17 protein-coding genes, 4 tRNA genes and 1 riboswitch are annotated in these 17,512 nt (G+C 57.7%); of the genes, 16 read left to right on the top strand and 5 right to left on the bottom strand.

Annotated elements, in window-relative coordinates; genetic code table 11:
* The first annotated feature begins 5 nt into the window (after nucleotides 1-5).
* The 5 genes from astA (at nucleotide 6) to astE (ending at nucleotide 5,313) form a co-directional block, all read left to right on the top strand.
* Entirely contained in the window at nucleotides 6-1,031 is a 1,026-nt protein-coding gene (gene astA, locus ASC74_RS11165) for an arginine N-succinyltransferase (protein WP_008154313.1), read from the top strand.
* The gene (gene astD / locus ASC74_RS11160; protein WP_177338850.1) at nucleotides 1,028-2,497 is read left to right on the top strand and encodes a succinylglutamate-semialdehyde dehydrogenase; all 1,470 of its coding nucleotides are present in this window, start codon (nucleotides 1,028-1,030) and stop codon (nucleotides 2,495-2,497) included. The genes astA and astD overlap by 4 nt, the downstream gene beginning before the upstream one ends.
* Nucleotides 2,498-2,636: 139 nt before the next feature.
* Nucleotides 2,637-3,983: an N-succinylarginine dihydrolase gene (astB, locus tag ASC74_RS11155; RefSeq protein ID WP_056741421.1), complete on the top strand. Its 1,347-nt coding sequence runs from the start codon at nucleotides 2,637-2,639 to the stop codon at nucleotides 3,981-3,983.
* 19 nt (nucleotides 3,984-4,002) lie between these two features.
* A complete protein-coding gene (locus ASC74_RS11150) occupies nucleotides 4,003-4,290 on the top strand; it encodes a hypothetical protein (protein ID WP_033056735.1) in 288 nt (95 codons plus the stop codon).
* Nucleotides 4,291-4,302: 12 nt separating this feature from the next.
* A complete protein-coding gene (astE, locus tag ASC74_RS11145; protein WP_056741420.1) occupies nucleotides 4,303-5,313 on the top strand; it encodes a succinylglutamate desuccinylase in 1,011 nt (336 codons plus the stop codon).
* Nucleotides 5,314-5,464: 151 nt separating this feature from the next.
* On the opposite strand, the gene ASC74_RS11140 is transcribed toward astE, so the two are convergent.
* Nucleotides 5,465-5,974, bottom strand: a complete 510-nt coding sequence (locus ASC74_RS11140) for a 6,7-dimethyl-8-ribityllumazine synthase (protein ID WP_007943897.1) — start codon at nucleotides 5,972-5,974, stop codon at nucleotides 5,465-5,467.
* Between the two features lie 114 nt (nucleotides 5,975-6,088).
* Nucleotides 6,089-6,259: riboswitch (FMN riboswitch) on the bottom strand.
* Between the two features lie 195 nt (nucleotides 6,260-6,454).
* On the opposite strand from ASC74_RS11140, the gene ltaE reads away from it, so the two are divergent.
* From ltaE to ASC74_RS11105, 7 genes are all read left to right on the top strand, one after another.
* The gene (gene ltaE / locus ASC74_RS11135) at nucleotides 6,455-7,459 is read left to right on the top strand and encodes a low-specificity L-threonine aldolase (RefSeq protein WP_056741419.1); all 1,005 of its coding nucleotides are present in this window, start codon (nucleotides 6,455-6,457) and stop codon (nucleotides 7,457-7,459) included.
* 146 nt (nucleotides 7,460-7,605) lie between these two features.
* Complete coding sequence (gene alaS, locus ASC74_RS11130) at nucleotides 7,606-10,230, top strand: alanine--tRNA ligase (RefSeq protein ID WP_056741418.1); 2,625 nt, start codon at nucleotides 7,606-7,608, stop codon at nucleotides 10,228-10,230.
* Nucleotides 10,231-10,323: 93 nt separating this feature from the next.
* Complete coding sequence (locus tag ASC74_RS11125) at nucleotides 10,324-11,565, top strand: aspartate kinase (RefSeq protein ID WP_046045479.1); 1,242 nt, start codon at nucleotides 10,324-10,326, stop codon at nucleotides 11,563-11,565.
* A gap of 187 nt (nucleotides 11,566-11,752) precedes the next feature.
* Nucleotides 11,753-11,941 (top strand): carbon storage regulator CsrA, encoded by a 189-nt coding sequence (gene csrA / locus ASC74_RS11120; protein ID WP_002554426.1) that lies wholly within the window; start codon nucleotides 11,753-11,755, stop codon nucleotides 11,939-11,941.
* 62 nt (nucleotides 11,942-12,003) lie between these two features.
* Nucleotides 12,004-12,094, top strand: a tRNA-Ser gene (locus tag ASC74_RS11115).
* A 107-nt stretch (nucleotides 12,095-12,201) separates the two neighbouring features.
* Nucleotides 12,202-12,278, top strand: a tRNA-Arg gene (locus tag ASC74_RS11110).
* A 71-nt stretch (nucleotides 12,279-12,349) separates the two neighbouring features.
* Nucleotides 12,350-12,426: transfer RNA gene (locus tag ASC74_RS11105), tRNA-Arg, on the top strand.
* A 19-nt stretch (nucleotides 12,427-12,445) separates the two neighbouring features.
* Here the strand turns inward: ASC74_RS11105 and ASC74_RS11100 are convergent.
* Nucleotides 12,446-12,964 (bottom strand): hypothetical protein, encoded by a 519-nt coding sequence (locus ASC74_RS11100; protein WP_056741417.1) that lies wholly within the window; start codon nucleotides 12,962-12,964, stop codon nucleotides 12,446-12,448.
* Nucleotides 12,965-13,284: 320 nt separating this feature from the next.
* On the opposite strand from ASC74_RS11100, the gene mgtE reads away from it, so the two are divergent.
* Complete coding sequence (gene mgtE, locus ASC74_RS11095) at nucleotides 13,285-14,727, top strand: magnesium transporter (RefSeq protein ID WP_056741416.1); 1,443 nt, start codon at nucleotides 13,285-13,287, stop codon at nucleotides 14,725-14,727.
* Nucleotides 14,728-14,832: 105 nt separating this feature from the next.
* Here mgtE and ASC74_RS11090 read toward each other — a convergent pair whose 3' ends face one another.
* Entirely contained in the window at nucleotides 14,833-15,159 is a 327-nt protein-coding gene (locus ASC74_RS11090; RefSeq protein WP_003178899.1) for an Arc family DNA-binding protein, read from the bottom strand.
* Between the two features lie 110 nt (nucleotides 15,160-15,269).
* On the opposite strand from ASC74_RS11090, the gene ASC74_RS32060 reads away from it, so the two are divergent.
* Nucleotides 15,270-15,425, top strand: coding sequence for a hypothetical protein (locus tag ASC74_RS32060; protein ID WP_236713269.1), 156 nt, complete (start codon nucleotides 15,270-15,272; stop codon nucleotides 15,423-15,425).
* A 120-nt stretch (nucleotides 15,426-15,545) separates the two neighbouring features.
* Complete coding sequence (gene phnN, locus ASC74_RS11085) at nucleotides 15,546-16,118, top strand: phosphonate metabolism protein/1,5-bisphosphokinase (PRPP-forming) PhnN (protein ID WP_056741415.1); 573 nt, start codon at nucleotides 15,546-15,548, stop codon at nucleotides 16,116-16,118.
* On the opposite strand, the gene ASC74_RS11080 is transcribed toward phnN, so the two are convergent.
* Both ASC74_RS11080 and ASC74_RS11075 read right to left on the bottom strand, forming a co-directional pair.
* Complete coding sequence (locus ASC74_RS11080; RefSeq protein ID WP_056741414.1) at nucleotides 16,093-16,272, bottom strand: PA3371 family protein; 180 nt, start codon at nucleotides 16,270-16,272, stop codon at nucleotides 16,093-16,095. The genes phnN and ASC74_RS11080 overlap by 26 nt on opposite strands.
* 22 nt (nucleotides 16,273-16,294) lie before the next feature.
* Nucleotides 16,295-16,528, bottom strand: coding sequence for a hypothetical protein (locus ASC74_RS11075; RefSeq protein WP_056741413.1), 234 nt, complete (start codon nucleotides 16,526-16,528; stop codon nucleotides 16,295-16,297).
* A gap of 292 nt (nucleotides 16,529-16,820) precedes the next feature.
* Here ASC74_RS11075 and ASC74_RS11070 point away from each other — a divergent pair.
* Nucleotides 16,821-16,897, top strand: a tRNA-Arg gene (locus ASC74_RS11070).
* Nucleotides 16,898-17,512: the final 615 nt, after the last annotated feature.

The raw sequence follows: 17,512 nt of genomic DNA, 5'->3' as shown, positions 1-17,512 counted from the left end.
ATAGCATGATCGTTCGTCCCGTACGCAGCAGCGATTTACCCGCTCTGATCGACCTGGCCCGCAGCACCGGCACCGGCCTGACCACCTTGCCGGCCAACGAAGAGCGTCTGGCCCATCGGGTCGGCTGGGCCGAGAAGACCTTCCGTGGCGAAGCCGGGCGGGGCGATGCGGACTACCTGTTCGTGCTCGAAGACGATGACGGCCGCGTGGTGGGTATTTCCGCCATTGCCGGCGCCGTCGGTCTGCGTGAGCCTTGGTACAACTTCCGGGTTGGCTTGACCGTCAGCGCTTCGCAAGAGTTGAACATCTACCGCGAAATCCCGACGCTGTTCCTGGCCAACGACCTGACCGGTAACTCCGAGCTGTGCTCGCTGTTCCTGCACGCCGACTACCGCACGGGCCTCAACGGTCGCATGCTGGCCAAGGCGCGGATGCTGTTCATCGCCGAGTTCCCGCAACTGTTCGGCAACAAGATCATCGCCGAGATGCGCGGTATGTCCGACGAAGCCGGGCGTTCGCCGTTCTGGGAAAGCCTGGGGCGTCACTTCTTCAAAATGGAATTCAGCCAGGCTGACTACCTGACCGGTGTGGGCAACAAGGCGTTCATCGCCGAACTGATGCCGAAATTCCCGTTGTACACCTGCTTCCTGTCGGAAGATGCGCGCAACGTGATCGGCCAGGTTCATCCGGACACCGAGCCGGCGTTGGCCATGCTTAAAAGCGAAGGCTTCAGCTATCAGGGCTACGTCGACATCTTCGACGCCGGTCCGGCTGTTGAGTGTGAAACCGGCAAGATCCGCGCGGTGCGCGACAGCCAGGCACTGGTGCTGGCCATCGGCACGCCGGGTGACGACGCCACTCCGTTCCTGATTCATAACCGCAAGCGCGAAGACTGCCGGATCACTGCTGCTCCTGCACGTTTCGCCGCCGGTACGCTGGTGGTCGATCCACTGACTGCCAAACGTCTTCAACTCAACGCCGGCGATCAAGTGCGCGCCGTTCCGTTGTCCGCTGCCAGGGAGTCGAAATAATGAATTCGCTATACATCGCAGGTGAATGGCTGGCCGGCCAGGGTGACGCCTTTCAGTCGCTGAACCCGGTCACCCAACAAGTGCTGTGGGCCGGCGAAGGCGCTACCACTGCTCAGGTTGAATCGGCCGTGCAAGCCGCACGCCAGGCATTCCCGAGCTGGGCCCGACGTACCCTGGAAGAGCGCATCACCGTGCTGGAGGCCTTTGCCGCCGCGCTGAAGAACAATGCTGACGAACTGGCTCGCACCATCGGTGAGGAAACCGGCAAACCTTTGTGGGAAGCGGCGACCGAAGTCACTAGCATGGTCAACAAGATTGCGATCTCGGTGCAGAGCTACCGCGAACGTACCGGCGAGAAGAGCGGCCCGTTGGGCGACGCCACCGCCGTGTTGCGCCACAAGCCACACGGTGTGGTCGCGGTGTTCGGGCCTTACAACTTCCCTGGTCACCTGCCGAACGGTCACATCGTGCCGGCGCTGCTGGCCGGTAATAGCGTGCTGTTCAAACCCAGCGAGCTGACACCGAAAGTCGCCGAGCTGACGGTCAAGTGCTGGATCGAAGCCGGTCTGCCGGCAGGCGTGTTGAACCTGCTGCAAGGCGCTCGCGAAACCGGTATCGCCCTGGCGGCGAACCCGGGCATCGATGGCTTGTTCTTCACCGGTTCCAGCCGCACCGGCAATCACCTGCATCAACAGTTTGCCGGTCGTCCGGACAAGATCCTCGCGCTGGAAATGGGCGGTAACAACCCGCTGGTCGTTGATCAGGTTGCAGACCTCGATGCTGCCGTTTACACCATCATCCAGTCGGCGTTCATTTCCGCCGGTCAGCGTTGCACCTGTGCCCGCCGCTTGCTGGTGCCACAGGGCGCCTGGGGCGACACACTGCTGGCGCGTCTGGTGGCGGTCAGCCGTACGATTGAGGTCGGCGCGTTTGATCAGCAACCGGCACCGTTCATGGGCTCGGTGATTTCTCTCGGCGCTGCGAAAGCACTGATGGATGCGCAAGAGCATCTGCTGGGCAACGGCGCCGTCGCGCTGCTGGAAATGACTCAGCCACAAGCTCAAGCTGCCTTGCTGACCCCAGGCATTCTGGACGTCACAGCAGTGGCTGATCGCCCTGACGAAGAGCTGTTCGGCCCGCTGCTGCAAGTGATCCGCTACGCTGATTTTGAGGCGGCGATCGCTGAAGCCAACGACACCGACTATGGCCTGGCGGCCGGTCTGCTGTCGGATTCCGAAGCGCGTTATCAGCAGTTCTGGCTGGAAAGCCGTGCGGGCATCGTCAACTGGAACAAACAGCTGACCGGTGCTGCGAGCAGCGCGCCATTCGGCGGTGTCGGCGCTTCGGGCAACCACCGCGCCAGCGCCTACTACGCGGCAGACTACTGCGCGTACCCGGTTGCTTCGCTGGAAACGCCGAGCCTGACCTTGCCGGCGACTCTCACGCCTGGCGTGAAGATGTCGTAGCGCCCATTCGCGAGCAAGCCCGCTCCCACAGGGAAATGCATTCCAATGTGGGAGCGGGCTTGCTCGCGAAGGCCGCGCCTCGGTCTCAAAGAACAGTTACCAGATGTCTATAACAACAGATTCTCGTGGAGCCTCGCTGATGAAATCCTATGAAGTCAATTTTGACGGTCTAGTGGGGCCGACCCATAACTACGGCGGTTTGTCCTACGGCAACGTCGCGTCCCAGAGCAACAGCCAGCAGTCTTCGAACCCGAAGGAAGCCGCGCTGCAAGGCCTGGCGAAAATGAAATCGCTGATGGAAATGGGCTTTCAACAGGGCGTGCTGGCACCACAGGAACGCCCGGACGTGGCAGCCCTGCGTCGCTTGGGTTTCGGCGGCACCGACGCTCAGGTGATCGAGCAGGCGGCTAAAGATGCGATGCCGTTGCTGGTCGCCAGTTGCTCGGCGTCGAGCATGTGGGTGGCCAACGCCGCCACCGTCAGCCCTAGCGCCGACACTGCGGATGGCCGTGTGCATTTCACCGCAGCCAACCTGAACTGCAAATATCACCGCAGCATTGAACACCCGACCACCAGTCGCGTGCTGGGGGCGATGTTCGCTGACCAGAAACACTTCGCTCACCACACTGCATTGCCGGCCGTGGCGCAGTTCGGGGACGAAGGCGCAGCCAACCACACCCGTTTCTGCCGTGAATATGGCGAAGCGGGCGTCGAGTTCTTCGTGTTCGGTCGCAGCGCGTTCGACACCCGTTACCCGGCACCGCAGAAATACCCGGCCCGTCAGACGCTCGAAGCCTCCCAGGCGGTTGCCCGCCTGCACGGTTTGAGCGATGACGGCGTGGTCTACGCTCAGCAGAACCCTTCGGTGATCGATCAGGGCGTGTTCCACAACGATGTGATCGCGGTGGGTAATGGCGAGGTGCTGTTCTATCACGAGGACGCGTTCCTCGAGACCGAGCAGATGCTGGCCGAATTGCAGAGCAAACTCGCCAAAGTCGGTGGGAAATTTCAGTCGATCTGCGTACCGCGTTCCGCGGTCACCGTGGAAGACGCCGTTCGTTCCTACCTGTTCAATAGCCAACTGCTGTCGCGTCCTGACGGCTCGATGCTGTTGATCGTGCCGGAAGAATGCCGTGGCAACGAACGTGTCTGGCAGTACCTGCAAGGTTTGACCAGCTCCGGCGGCCTGATCCGCGAAGTGAAAGTGTTCGATTTGAAGCAGAGCATGCAGAACGGCGGCGGCCCGGCTTGCCTGCGACTGCGCGTCGCGCTCAACGAAACCGAACTGGCGGCCGTCAACCCAGGGGTTATCATGACGGCACCGTTGTACGGCACGCTGACCGAATGGGTCGACAAGCACTACCGCGACCGCATGACCGAAAACGATCTCGCGGACCCGCAATTGCTGCTTGAGTGCCGGACGGCACTGGATGAACTGACGCAAATCCTTAAACTGGGCGCGGTTTATCCATTCCAGATCAATTGAACGTCGAGAGCGTAAAAACATGAGCGATACCCTGCAGCTGATCCTTGAAGACACCGACGGCACGCAACTGGAAACTTCCTGCACCCGCGTCGCGGTCATGTGGCAAGGCAAAGAGCTGTGGATCCAGCAGGACGGCCGTGGCCAATTGCTGATCGGCGTGGACGTCGAAGAAGGTGACGCTGAATACGCAAACCTGCTGCTGCGCCCATTGGCGACTAATCTGGTAAGTCTGCAACTGGAAATGGAACCGGCTGAAGTCGGTGACGAAGACCACGTGCACGGCCCGGATTGCGCACACGACCACTAAGGAAACCGCTCTATGCTCGCCCTCGGCAAACTGCTTGAACTGACCCTCGCCGGCCGCGAACCGGCGGAGAAGACTCAACTGACTGTCGAAGGCGTGCGCATGCGCTGGTTGAGCGAAGGTGCGCTGGAAGTCCGGCCACCTGAAGCCCGCGACAACGGCCTGGACCTGCTGCTATCGGCCGGCATCCACGGCAACGAAACAGCGCCGATCGAGTTGCTCGATCGTCTGTTGCACGACATTGCCCGTGGCGATCTCAAGCCGCGCGCACGTATTCTGTTCTTGTTCGGCAACCCGGAAGCGATTCGCAAAGGCGAGCGTTTCATCGAGCAGGACGTCAATCGGCTGTTCAACGGCCGTCACGAACAAAGCAGCGGCTCCGAAGCCCTGCGCGCGTGTGAACTGGAGCGGCTGGCGGCGAGTTTCTTCAGCCTGCCGGATCGCAACCGTCTGCACTACGACCTTCACACCGCGATTCGCGGTTCGAAAATCGAACAGTTCGCGCTGTATCCCTGGAAAGAAGGCCGTCAGCATTCACGCCTGGAACTGGCGCGCTTGCGCGCTGCCGGCATGGAAGCAGTGTTACTGCAAAACAAGCCGTCCATCGTTTTCAGCTCCTATACCTACGACAAGCTCGGTGCGGAGTCCTTTACCCTCGAGTTGGGTAAGGCGCGACCATTCGGGCAGAACGATGGGGTCAACGTCGATCTATTGGAAACTCGCCTCAAACAGATTATCGAAGGCAGCGAGCCGGCCCAGACCGAAGAGGCGCTGGACGGTTTGCAGCTGTTTAGCGTGGCGCGAGAAATCATCAAGCACAGCGATAGCTTCCGCTTGAACCTGCCAGCGGACATCGAGAACTTTTCGGAGTTGGAAGTGGGTTACCTGCTGGCCGAAGACATTGCCCAGACCCGGTGGATCATTGAGGAGGAGGGTGCCCGGATCATCTTCCCGAACCCCAAGGTCAAGAACGGCCTGCGCGCCGGCATCCTGATTGTGCCGACTACCGACGAAAACCTCGCCTGAGAGCAACGCATAACAAATGTGGGAGCGGGCTTGCTCGCGAAAGCGGACTGACAGTCAACAAATGCGTTGAATGTTAAACCGCTTTCGCGAGCAAGCCCGCTCCCACATTGATTTGAGTGAAGCCAGAGACTTCACTCAGGCCAGAGGTGTTTTAGACGGCTACCGCACGTGGCTCGCTACGACGCAGCGCACGCATCTTGTGCAACGTATCCGCGCACGTCTTCGCCGCTTCCTGGCCTTTATGCACAAAGTGTTCGAAGAAGAACTTCTGATGTTCTTCACCTGCATGGAAGTGGTGCGGGGTCAGGACTACCGAGAACACCGGTACTTCGGTTTCCAGCTGAACTTGCATCAAGCCGCTGATCACCGACTGGGCGACGAATTCGTGGCGGTAGATCCCGCCGTCGACCACCAGGCCCGCCGCGACAATGCCGGCATAACGACCGGATTTTGCCAGCAGCTTGGCGTGCAGCGGAATTTCAAAGGCGCCGCCGACTTCGAAGAAATCGATTTCCGATTCCTGATAACCCTGAGCAATCATTTCGGCCACAAAGCCCTTACGGCTCTGATCGACGATTTCCTTGTGCCAGCAGGCCTGGATGAACGCTACGCGCTCGCCCTGATGGTTTTTGCTTTTGCTATCGATTGCGGTGGGTTGCATGTTCTGACTCCTGTTTATGTAAAAAACAGGGCATATGAATCGAATGGGATTTAAGGGTACGCGGGCACAAATGCCTACGGACGGCGCTTTGGTACAGAGCCTAGGCGGCGCCAATCCCGTTCTCTCTTCATCCGGACTATGACCGTCGGCCCCGGGATCACACCGGGTCTGCTGACCTTGTCGCCATCACAGCCATTGCCGTGCCTGTCGCCAAGCGCTCGCGGGCTATGCGCATTGCGCGCAATTACCGCCGGTGGGGAGTTGCACCCCGCCCTGAGAACGTTTTGCCGCCAGATTGTTTGGCGGCGAAGCGTTTTTAACACATATTTCTCACCTGTGCATTGCTGCTATTTGATGATTGCTATCGACTTTTTCGTCGGTTCAGGAAGCCTTTTCCTGCTCAAGGGTTGATTATTCGTCTGCATGACCGCAGTAATTCCTGACTGAAAGGGATTTTCCCTGCTTACCGAGGCCAGATTCATGAGCGTTATTGATCTTCGCAGCGACACCGTCACCCAACCGACCGCAGGGATGCTCGACGCGATGGCCACAGCAGCCACCGGCGATGACGTTTACGGCGAAGATCCGACGGTTAATCGTCTGGAAGCTGAGCTTGCGAATCAGTTGGGCTTTGCTGCGGCGCTGTTTGTTCCGACGGGCACCATGAGCAATCTGCTGGGCTTGATGGCCCACTGCGAACGCGGTGACGAATACATCGTCGGCCAGCAGGCTCACACCTATAAGTACGAAGGTGGCGGCGCGGCCGTGCTCGGTTCGATCCAGCCTCAACCGCTGGAAGTGCAGGCCGACGGCTCGCTGGACCTGGCGCACGTCGCGGCGGCGATCAAACCGGATGACTTCCACTTCGCCCGCACCCGTTTGCTGGCGCTGGAAAACACCATGCAGGGCAAGGTTTTGCCGCTGGAGTATCTGGCGCGGGCTCGAAGCTTTACCCGTGAACAGGGGGTGCAGCTGCACCTGGACGGCGCGCGGCTGTACAACGCGGCGGTCAAATTGGGTGTCGATGCCCGGGAGATTACTCAGCACTTTGATTCCGTATCGGTCTGCCTGTCCAAAGGCCTGGGCGCGCCGATCGGTTCGGTGTTGTGTGGCTCGGTCGAATTGATCGCTAAGGCGCGACGCCTGCGCAAGATGGTCGGCGGCGGCATGCGCCAGGCCGGGATCCTGGCGGCAGCAGGTTTGTACGCACTTGATAACCATGTTCAGCGCCTGGCTGACGACCACGCCAATGCCCAGTTGCTGGCCGAAGGCTTGCGAGCCGCGGGTTATGAGGTCGAGCCGGTGCAGACCAACATGGTTTACGTGCAGATGGGCGACAAGGCCGAGGCCATCAAGGCGTTTGCCGCCGAACGCGGGATCAAGCTGAGCGCTGCCGGACGTCTGCGCATGGTCACGCACATGGACGTCAGCCGCGCTCAAATCGAGCAGGTCGTCGCGACATTCGTCGAGTTTTCGCGCAACTGATAGCGTTAGCGGTCCAATTGACCGTTTCTATCGTATAAACACGCTGTACCCCGCGCGCAGGGCCGATATAATGCGGCCCTTTGCCGTCGCTTCGTCTGTTGACGTTTCGCACAGGCCTTTGGCCGCAGCCTCCGTGGAAGAACCTAATGAAAAGCGCAGAAATCCGTGAAGCCTTCCTTCGCTTCTTCGAAGAGCAAGGCCACACCCGTGTAGCCTCCAGCTCTTTGATTCCGGGCAACGACCCAACCCTGCTGTTCACTAACGCGGGGATGAACCAGTTCAAGGACTGTTTCCTGGGCCAGGAAAAGCGCGCGTACACCCGCGCGGTCAGCAGCCAGAAATGCGTGCGCGCCGGCGGCAAGCACAACGACCTGGAAAACGTCGGTTATACCGCCCGTCACCACACATTCTTCGAAATGCTGGGTAACTTCAGCTTCGGTGATTACTTCAAGCGCGATGCGATCACCTACGCCTGGAACTTCCTGACGTCCGACAAGTGGCTGAACCTGCCGAAAGAAAAGCTCTGGGTCACCGTCTACGCCAGCGATGACGAGGCGTACGACATCTGGACCAAGGAAATCGGTGTTCCGGCCGAGCGCATGGTTCGTATCGGCGACAACAAAGGCGCGCCGTACGCGTCCGACAACTTCTGGACCATGGGCGATACCGGCCCGTGCGGTCCTTGCACCGAGATTTTCTACGATCACGGCGCCGACATCTGGGGCGGCCCTCCGGGTTCGCCGGAAGAAGACGGTGACCGTTACATTGAAATCTGGAACAACGTGTTCATGCAGTTCAACCGCACCGCCGATGGCGTGTTGCACCCGTTGCCAGCGCCGTCGGTCGATACCGGCATGGGCCTGGAGCGGATCAGTGCCGTGCTGCAGCACGTTCACTCGAACTATGAAATCGACCTGTTCCAGAGCCTGCTGATTGCATCGGCCAAGGCCATCGGTTGCACCAACGACGCTCAGGCTTCGCTGAAAGTCGTCGCCGACCACATTCGTTCGTGCGGTTTCCTGATTGCCGACGGCGTGCTGCCGTCCAACGAAGGCCGCGGCTACGTGCTGCGCCGGATCATTCGTCGCGCCTGCCGTCACGGCAACAAGCTGGGCGCCAAGGGCAGCTTCTTCTACCAGATCGTTGCGGCACTGGTCGCCGAGATGGGCGAAGCCTTCCCTGAGCTGAAATCCCAGCAAGCGCACATCGAGCGCGTACTGAAAGCTGAAGAAGAGCAGTTCGCCAAGACCCTGGAGCAGGGCCTGAAAATCCTCGAGCAGGATCTGGCCGAACTCAAAGGCGACGTGGTGCCGGGCGACGTAGTGTTCAAACTCTACGACACCTACGGTTTCCCGATGGACCTGACCGGCGACATCGCTCGCGAACGCAGCCTGACCATCGACGAAGAAGGCTTCGAGCGCGAAATGGAAGCCCAGCGCGTCCGTGCCCGTTCCGCCAGCTCCTTCGGCATGGACTACAACAGCCTGGTCAAGGTTGATGTGGCCACCGAATTCACCGGCTATGAAGCGACTAAAGGTTCGGCGAAAGTTGTTGGTCTCTATAAAGATGGCCAGTCGGTCGACGTGCTCAGTGAAGGCGAAGAGGGTGTGGTCGTACTGAACCAGACGCCGTTCTACGCTGAATCCGGCGGTCAGATTGGCGACTGCGGTTTCCTTCAGGTCGGCAACGCGCGCTTTGACGTACGCGACACCACCAAAACCGGTGGCGCCTTCTTGCACCACGGCGTGCTGGCGTCGGGCAGCCTGACCATCGGCGCGCCGGTAGAAACTCATGTTGATGCCGAAGTGCGTCACGCGACTTCGCTGAACCACTCGGCAACTCACTTGCTGCACGCCGCATTGCGCCAGGTGCTGGGCGACCACGTTCAGCAGAAAGGCTCGTTGGTCGACAGTCAGCGCCTGCGCTTTGACTTCAGCCACTTCGAAGCCATCAAGCCTGAGCAGTTGAAGGCGCTGGAAGACATCGTCAACGCCGAGATTCGCAAGAACTCCGAAGTTGAAACCGAAGAAACTGATATCGAAACCGCCAAGCAGAAGGGCGCCATGGCGCTGTTCGGCGAAAAATACGGCGACAGCGTGCGCGTACTGAGCATGGGCGGTGATTTCTCCGTCGAACTGTGCGGCGGTATCCACGCCAACCGTACCGGCGACATCGGCCTGCTGAAGATTATCAGCGAAGGCGGTGTGGCTTCCGGCGTGCGTCGTATCGAAGCGGTCACCGGCGCCGCGGCGCTGGCATACTTGAACGCTGCTGAAGAACAACTCAAGGAAGCGGCCAACCTGGTAAAGGGTAGCCGCGACAACCTGATCGACAAGCTGTCGGCTGTGCTGGAGCGCAACCGTCTGCTGGAGAAGCAACTCGAGCAGTTGCAGGCCAAGGCTGCCAGCGCGGCGGGCGACGATCTGTCGGCTTCTGCCCTGGATGTCAAAGGCGTGAAGGTGCTGGCTGTGCGTCTGGACGGTCAGGACGGCAAGGCGCTGCTGGCGCTGGTCGATCAACTGAAAAACAAACTCGGCCGCGCAGTGATCCTGCTCGGCAGTGTCCATGAGGAAAAGGTCGTTCTGGTTGCAGGCGTAACCAAAGACCTGACTGGCCAACTCAAAGCCGGTGATTTGATGAAGCAAGCCGCTGCGGCAGTGGGCGGGAAGGGCGGTGGTCGTCCAGACATGGCGCAAGGCGGTGGTACTGACGCTGGCGCACTGGATGCGGCATTGGCCCTGACTGTTCCATTTGTAGAGCAGGGTTTATAAGGCAGTGTGTGTCCGGCCCGCAGTCTAGTGGCGGGCCCGAACGCTGTTTGAGTGATTATTTGGGCGCCCTTCATGGGCAGAGGCGGCTTTGAAATGGCTTTGATCGTACAGAAATTTGGAGGCACCTCGGTCGGCACTGTCGAGAGAATCGAGCAGGTCGCCGACAAGGTTAAGAAATTCCGCGAAGCCGGCGATGACCTGGTGGTTGTGCTGTCTGCAATGAGCGGCGAAACCAACCGTCTGATCGATCTGGCCAAGAAAATCAGTGGCGACGGTCAGCCAGTTCCTCGTGAACTGGACGTGATCGTCTCCACCGGTGAGCAGGTGACGATTGCACTGTTGGCCATGGCGCTGATCAAGCGTGGCGTGCCAGCGGTGTCCTACACCGGCAACCAGGTGCGGATTCTGACGGACAGTGCGCACAATAAAGCGCGTATCTTGCAGATTGATGACCAGAAGATTCGTGGCGACCTGAAGGCCGGTCGTGTGGTTGTTGTCGCCGGCTTCCAGGGCGTCGACGAGCACGGCAACATCACCACCCTCGGTCGTGGCGGTTCCGATACCACCGGCGTGGCGCTGGCAGCAGCCCTGAAGGCTGATGAATGCCAGATCTACACCGATGTCGATGGCGTCTACACCACCGACCCGCGAGTGGTGTCCGTGGCTCAGCGCCTGGACAAGATTACCTTCGAAGAGATGCTGGAAATGGCCAGCCTCGGTTCCAAGGTGTTGCAGATCCGTGCGGTGGAATTCGCCGGCAAGTACAACGTTCCGCTGCGCGTACTGCACAGCTTCAAGGAGGGTCCGGGCACCCTCATTACTATTGATGAAGAGGAAACCATGGAACAGCCGATCATTTCCGGCATCGCTTTCAACCGCGATGAAGCCAAGCTGACCATCCGTGGCGTGCCAGACACCCCGGGCGTTGCATTCAAGATTCTCGGCCCTATCAGCGCCGCGAACATCGAAGTTGACATGATCGTGCAGAACGTTGCGCACGATAACACCACCGACTTCACCTTCACCGTGCATCGCAATGACTTCCAGGCCGCGCAAACCGTGCTGGAAAACACCGCTCGCGAGATCGGTGCCCGTGAAGTCGTTGGCGACATCAAGATTGCCAAGGTGTCGATCGTCGGTGTCGGCATGCGCTCCCACGCAGGCGTGGCCAGCCGCATGTTCGAATCGTTGGCGAAAGAAAGCATCAACATCCAGATGATCTCGACTTCGGAAATCAAAGTCTCCGTAGTGATCGAAGAGAAGTACCTGGAACTGGCTGTGCGCGCTCTGCACACGGCTTTCGAACTGGACGCACCGGTCCGTCAGGGCGAGTGATGCGTTTGCCGAAGGGCGCGGTCTGACCGCGCCCTTTTGTTTTTTTGAATGGTGCGACCTGAGGCTGTTCTTTTGCTCGCGCTAGTCAATACTCAGGCATGTAGGGCTGCGATCGCTCCGGTTGTAGGTCGAGTGCCTTTTTTTTGCAGACTGTTGTCCCTGAAATGAAATGCGTGAGGAGAAAGGTATGCTGATTCTGACTCGTCGGTGCGCAGAAAGCCTGATTATTGGTGATGGCGAAATCACCGTGACCGTGCTCGGCGTCAAAGGAAATCAAGTGCGTATCGGTGTCAACGCCCCGAAAGAGGTTGCGGTCCACCGTGAGGAAATTTACCTGCGTATAAAGAAAGAGAAGGACGAAGAACCAAGCCATTAATTTTTATCGTTTTTTATGTTTGCAAACGGGGAAGAAGCTGGTTAATATACGCCCCGTGTTGCGGAGAGCTGGCCGAGTGGCCGAAGGCGCTCCCCTGCTAAGGGAGTACACCTCAAAAGGGTGTCGGGGGTTCGAATCCCCCGTTCTCCGCCATTATTTGCGTAGTACGTTGTAATCTGGCTTCTTCGGTAAGTTGTTGAAATTACTAGAAAAAGTGTTTGACATAGAGATTAGACGGCCTATAATGCGCGGCAACAAATGCACTCGTAGCTCAGCTGGATAGAGTACTCGGCTACGAACCGAGCGGTCACAGGTTCGAATCCTGTCGAGTGCACCATTTAAGAGTCATCTGCAGTAATGTGAATGACTTGGCTTCAACCAGTTGTGATCTGGTATAAAAACACAAATGCACTCGTAGCTCAGCTGGATAGAGTACTCGGCTACGAACCGAGCGGTCACAGGTTCGAATCCTGTCGAGTGCACCAAACAACAAAAAGCCCGCGTTTAACGCGGGCTTTTTGCCGTCTGGGATTTGGCTTTTCCTTTGGTGCATCCTCTCTCATCGAATTCAACGTGTGCGCTACGACCTCGCTTGGTGTCGTAACGGTAGCTCGTGGCCGAATTGCGAATATTGATCTTGTCTGGCTTGCCAAGGGCGCTCTCGACATCCTGTTGACTCATGCCGGCAACAACCCGCTGATTGATGATCGCTTCGCGGCGTTCTTTGGCGCTGATCAGGTTTCCACATTTGTCCTCGGTCTTGCCGACGACAGTCGGATCTCTCCTTTTGATTTTCATACCCGATGTTTCGCGATTCTCGGCTTCTGGCATGAGAGCGGTCGTGCTGCCCGGGGTGAAGGTGCGGACATCCTGAAGCGAAAGGCTGTCTCCGGCCGCACAACTCAACGTAGTGAAGGTAGTGCGCCCATCGGCCGCCTCACAGCGGTGAACGGTCGTCGCAAGCGCCCAGGGCGACGGGCAGAGCAGGGTGATCAACAAAAAACAATGTGCATTCGATGGCATCAAACGTCCTCCATGACGGTCCATCTGAAGGGTAGTCGTTACATTTTTCGGCCGTGGTGTGTTTTCTTTTCAGGATGAGTCGTCGCAGTTTCATGGATCAGGGCGGTGCTCAGGTTTGTCTTGCAAGCGCTTGTTTCAGCCACGATTTTTTAACGTTTAAAACCGTCGGGCGGTGTATCATTGCGCCCGTCAGCCCCGCCGGGGCTTGTGGAATACCTCCATGGACTTACCCAGTAGTTACTCAGTACCCCGTTTTTCCAATCATGAATTGACTGATTGATCCTTCCGGCGTGCCCCGCTGCTGGGAGTGGAGTTCGCCTATGTCTGAAGTTGAAGTAAAGAAAACGCAGGAAAGCTTGCAGGACCGCCTCGCTCAAGTTGTTGAGCTGCTGCAACGTCAGCGGGTGGTCGAAGACCTGACTCACCGCCAGGAAGGTCCGCATCACGACCGGGTCGAGAACCTGGTTCACCGGCAAAACCTCGTCGAGTTGCAACGCAAGCTCGATGATCTGCACTCCGCCGACGTCGCCTACATCCTTGAAGCCTTGCCGCTGGGCGATCGTCTGACGCTCTGGCAATTGGTCAAGGCCGATCGCGACGGCGACATTCTGCTCGAAGTATCCGATTCGGTTCGTGAAACGCTGATCGCCGACATGGACGATCACGAGCTCTTGGCTGCAGCCAAGGACATGGACGCCGACGAACTTGCTGACCTGGCCTCCGAGCTGCCGCGAGACGTCGTCCACGAGCTGATGGAAACCCTCGACGGTCAACAGCGTGAGCGCGTCCGCTCTGCGTTGTCCTACGACGAGGAGCAGGTCGGTGCGCTGATGGACTTCGAGATGGTGACGATCCGTGAGGACGTCAGTCTCGAAGTGGTTTTGCGTTACCTGCGGCGCCTCAAGGAGTTGCCTAGCCACACGGACAAACTGTTCGTGGTCGATTACGACGGCGTGCTCAAGGGTGTGTTGCCGATCAAGCGTTTGCTGGTCAACGACCCGGAAAAACAGGTTTCGGAAGTCATGGCCAGCGACCCGGTGAGTTTTCATCCGGATGAAGACGCCTATGACGCTGCTCAGGCGTTCGAACGTTACGACTTGATCTCGGCGCCTGTGGTCGATAAGAACGGCAAGCTGATCGGCCGTCTGACCATCGATGAAATGGTCGACCTGATTCGTGAAGAGAGCGAAAACGAAGTTCTCAACATGGCGGGTCTGCGTGAAGAGGAAGATATTTTTGCGTCAGTCTGGAAATCCCTGCGTAACCGTTGGGCCTGGCTGGCAGTTAACCTGATCACCGCATTCATCGCATCCCGGGTGATTGGTCTTTTCGAAGGCTCCATCGAGAAATTGGTGGCGTTGGCGGCACTGATGCCAATCGTGGCGGGTATCGGTGGTAACTCGGGTAACCAGACGATCACCATGATCGTTCGGGCCATGGCGCTGGATCAGGTCAGCACCGGCAATACTTCGCGCCTGATGCGCAAGGAATTGGCGGTAGGCTTGATCAATGGCCTGGTCTGGGGTGGTGTAATCGGTGTCGTCGCCTATCTGCTATATGGCAGTTGGTCTCTGGGGGTAGTGATGACCGCTGCCATGACGCTCAACCTGTTGCTGGCGGCATTGGCGGGGGTGTTGATTCCCATGACCCTGGCGCGGCTTGGGCGCGATCCTGCGATGGGCGCCAGCGTGATGATCACCGCCATGACGGACAGCGGCGGGTTCTTCATCTTTCTTGGGCTGGCAACGATCTTCCTGCTCTGACTTACCGACATTAAAAACCCGCCAATCAATCGGCGGGTTTTTTTATGCCCGAATTTCAGGCAAAAAAAAGCCAGCGATTAAGCTGGCTTGAACTTTCGGATGAAATCAGGAAGCGTCTGCGGCCATTTCGGCATCATGCGCAATCAGCGAAACAAGAGCGTTCTGCTGACGGTGGGAGAGTTGGCGGAAGCGTTGCAGTAGTTCGCGTTCGTGTAATGACAGCTCCGGGCTGTCCAGGCGCATGCTCAATTCTTCGCCCAGCGCGCCTTCCTGAATAAGGCTCTGCTCGAGGCGCGCGATGATTTCGGAGTTCATGCTGCGATGATGATTGCGAGCCACCTCGGCAATGCGTTCACGCATTCCGTCTGGCAGACGTACGACGAACTTGTCAGCCGTACGGCTGGAATAAATTGCCTGTTTCAATGGGCGCATATATTTAACCGGTTAGTTCAGGGGAGCGGTTCTCGGGATTGGCCGCAGGATGTCTGATAGGACAAGCGGTCTGGCCAAATGTTCAACCTGAATTGATAGAGGCTCGCATCATGCCTCAAAGCAGCCAGTTCATTGGCGTCAATTCTGTGACAAATATTGAACTGGATAAAGGCGTTATGCCAGCACCAATTATCAGAAATGCGGACTGGTTTGAAAAGCTTGTCCAGGTCCGTATTGCTGACCGCCTCCTCTTGCCCGGCAGGTGATGCCCTGGGACGCCTGAAGGCGCATGCTGTGCAGATTCGATCAGTGTTCCTTACTTGTACAGGATAGTGGCAATTGGCCGATTTACTAGGGGAAGACGTGCAGTGCGAGGTGATTTCAAGATGGATGGCAGGCTGATTTACTTGATGGGGCCTTCTGGGTCCGGCAAGGACAGCCTTATCGAAGCCGCTCGAGTGCCGTTGCAGACGCTCAATTGCGAAGTGGTGCGTCGGGTCATCACGCGTTCGGCCGAATCAGTGGGCGAAGATGCGATTGGCGTTTCGCGGGAAGAGTTCGAGCAACACAGAGTCCAGGGCGATTTCGCGCTGTGCTGGAACGCCAATGGCCTGGATTACGGTATTCCGATCGAAATAGATCAATGGCTCAATGACGGTCGGCATGTCTTGGTCAACGGTTCTCGCGGCCATCTGGCTGAAGCGCTGCACAGGTATCCAGCACTGTTGCCGGTTCTTTTGACGGTCAAGGATGAAGTTCTGCGAGAGCGCCTGCTGCGCCGTGGTCGCGAGAGTTTTGCTGAGATTGAAGCAAGGCTGCATCGCAATGGGTTATTCACGGCCGCGGGTTCAATCGGTGACACGCAGATCCATCGACTCGACAATTCAGGCGAACTGTCCACCACAGTTGCCAATTTGCTGGACCTGTTGAGGATTAACGCAGTACCGGATCGAACTTGATCTTGCGCCCGGCAATCAGCGCCAGCACAAACAGCGCACCGAACACACCGCTGGCGATCAAAGGCAGGGTGAGGACCGTATCCTGGACCACTGATAGATGAAGAATGCCGCTCAGTAAGGCGAGGATGAAAAACCCTGCGGCTGATTTGGACATGCGGTGCTCCTGATGGGGTGATTCAAAATACCAAACGTTCTGAAGACTGAGCCGGCAGCAGGATGCCCTCCTGGCTCACCTCTTGGCTGACAAAGCTGCGCTGATCGCTCATTACCGCCAGTTGAGGCGCTCTTTGCACCTGAAGATAATGAGGCATTTGTTGAGCAACCGGATCTACACCGCTCTCGGGGACAAAATGAAAGCCCAACATAATCGCCAGAGCGATCGCGATCGAGAGTAAAAGGGCGCTGTTCATGAGGCTGGCCTCCGTTGTTCTTCGAGAACAGCTAAAGCAGCCGGCATGCCAAGAGTCTAACGGTAATTAAATCCTTTAAAAACAATGAATTAAGATATTTAATCGAGGTGCCTGCATTGCATTTTGCAATGATGGCTTTTTGCGGTGATGCAATTTGCACGGTAAACAAAGCCACGCTCCTGCGAGGCGTCTGCCTACACTTAAAAAGCCCAACGGACGACATGACAAAAGCAGGCCTGCCCGTTACCATGCACGCCGTCCATCGCATCGCGCTTCTTCGTGGTCGATCTGTGTCTCAGTAGCTCAATTGGATAGAGCATCCCCCTCCTAAGGGGAAGGTTGGCAGTTCGAACCTGCCCTGGGACACCATATAACTCAAGGCCTCTAGAAATTCATGACCCCTCCGGTAAACCCTCATGGGTACAGCGTGGGTGCAAGCGGATTGCTTCAGGTATAAAAAAGCCTCGCTCAGATAAATATCTGGCGGGGCTTTTTCATAACCGTTCCCTTCTATTAAGGAGAGGTATGGATGCGCTGATGAGTTCGCTCTGGCCACAATTGCGTCTGCCGGGGGCAGTGCTGTTCTATTGGCCATCCTTGAATGGTTGTTCGGGGCCTGGGGTAGTGGAGCGCCTGAACGTTAGCATCAGGCCTTGGGCGTTTTCATAGTGGCACCCTAGGCTCCTTTATAAGGAAAAGAATTTTGAGACGGGGGTTGACCGCGTATTTTAATCCTGTACTATTCGCCTCCCGCTAACGAGCAGCACGATGTTGCTTTTAGTCTAAGTAATTGATTTTGTTAAAAAATCAGAAACTTTTAAGGTTGCTACTTAGGGATGTGTGCTGTAGAGTACGCTCCTCGGTTGAGACGAAAGATCTTAACCAGCCGCTCTTTAACAACTGAATCAAGCAATTCGTGTGGGTGCTTGTGGAGTCAGACTGATAGTCAACAAGATTATCAGCATCGCAAGTTACTCCGCGAGA

This window comes from Pseudomonas sp. Root329 (assembly GCF_001424925.1).
Classification (GTDB): domain Bacteria; phylum Pseudomonadota; class Gammaproteobacteria; order Pseudomonadales; family Pseudomonadaceae; genus Aquipseudomonas; species Aquipseudomonas arabinosi.
The sequence above is the reverse complement of the archived record's forward strand: the minus strand, read 5'-3'. Positions and strand labels throughout refer to the sequence as shown.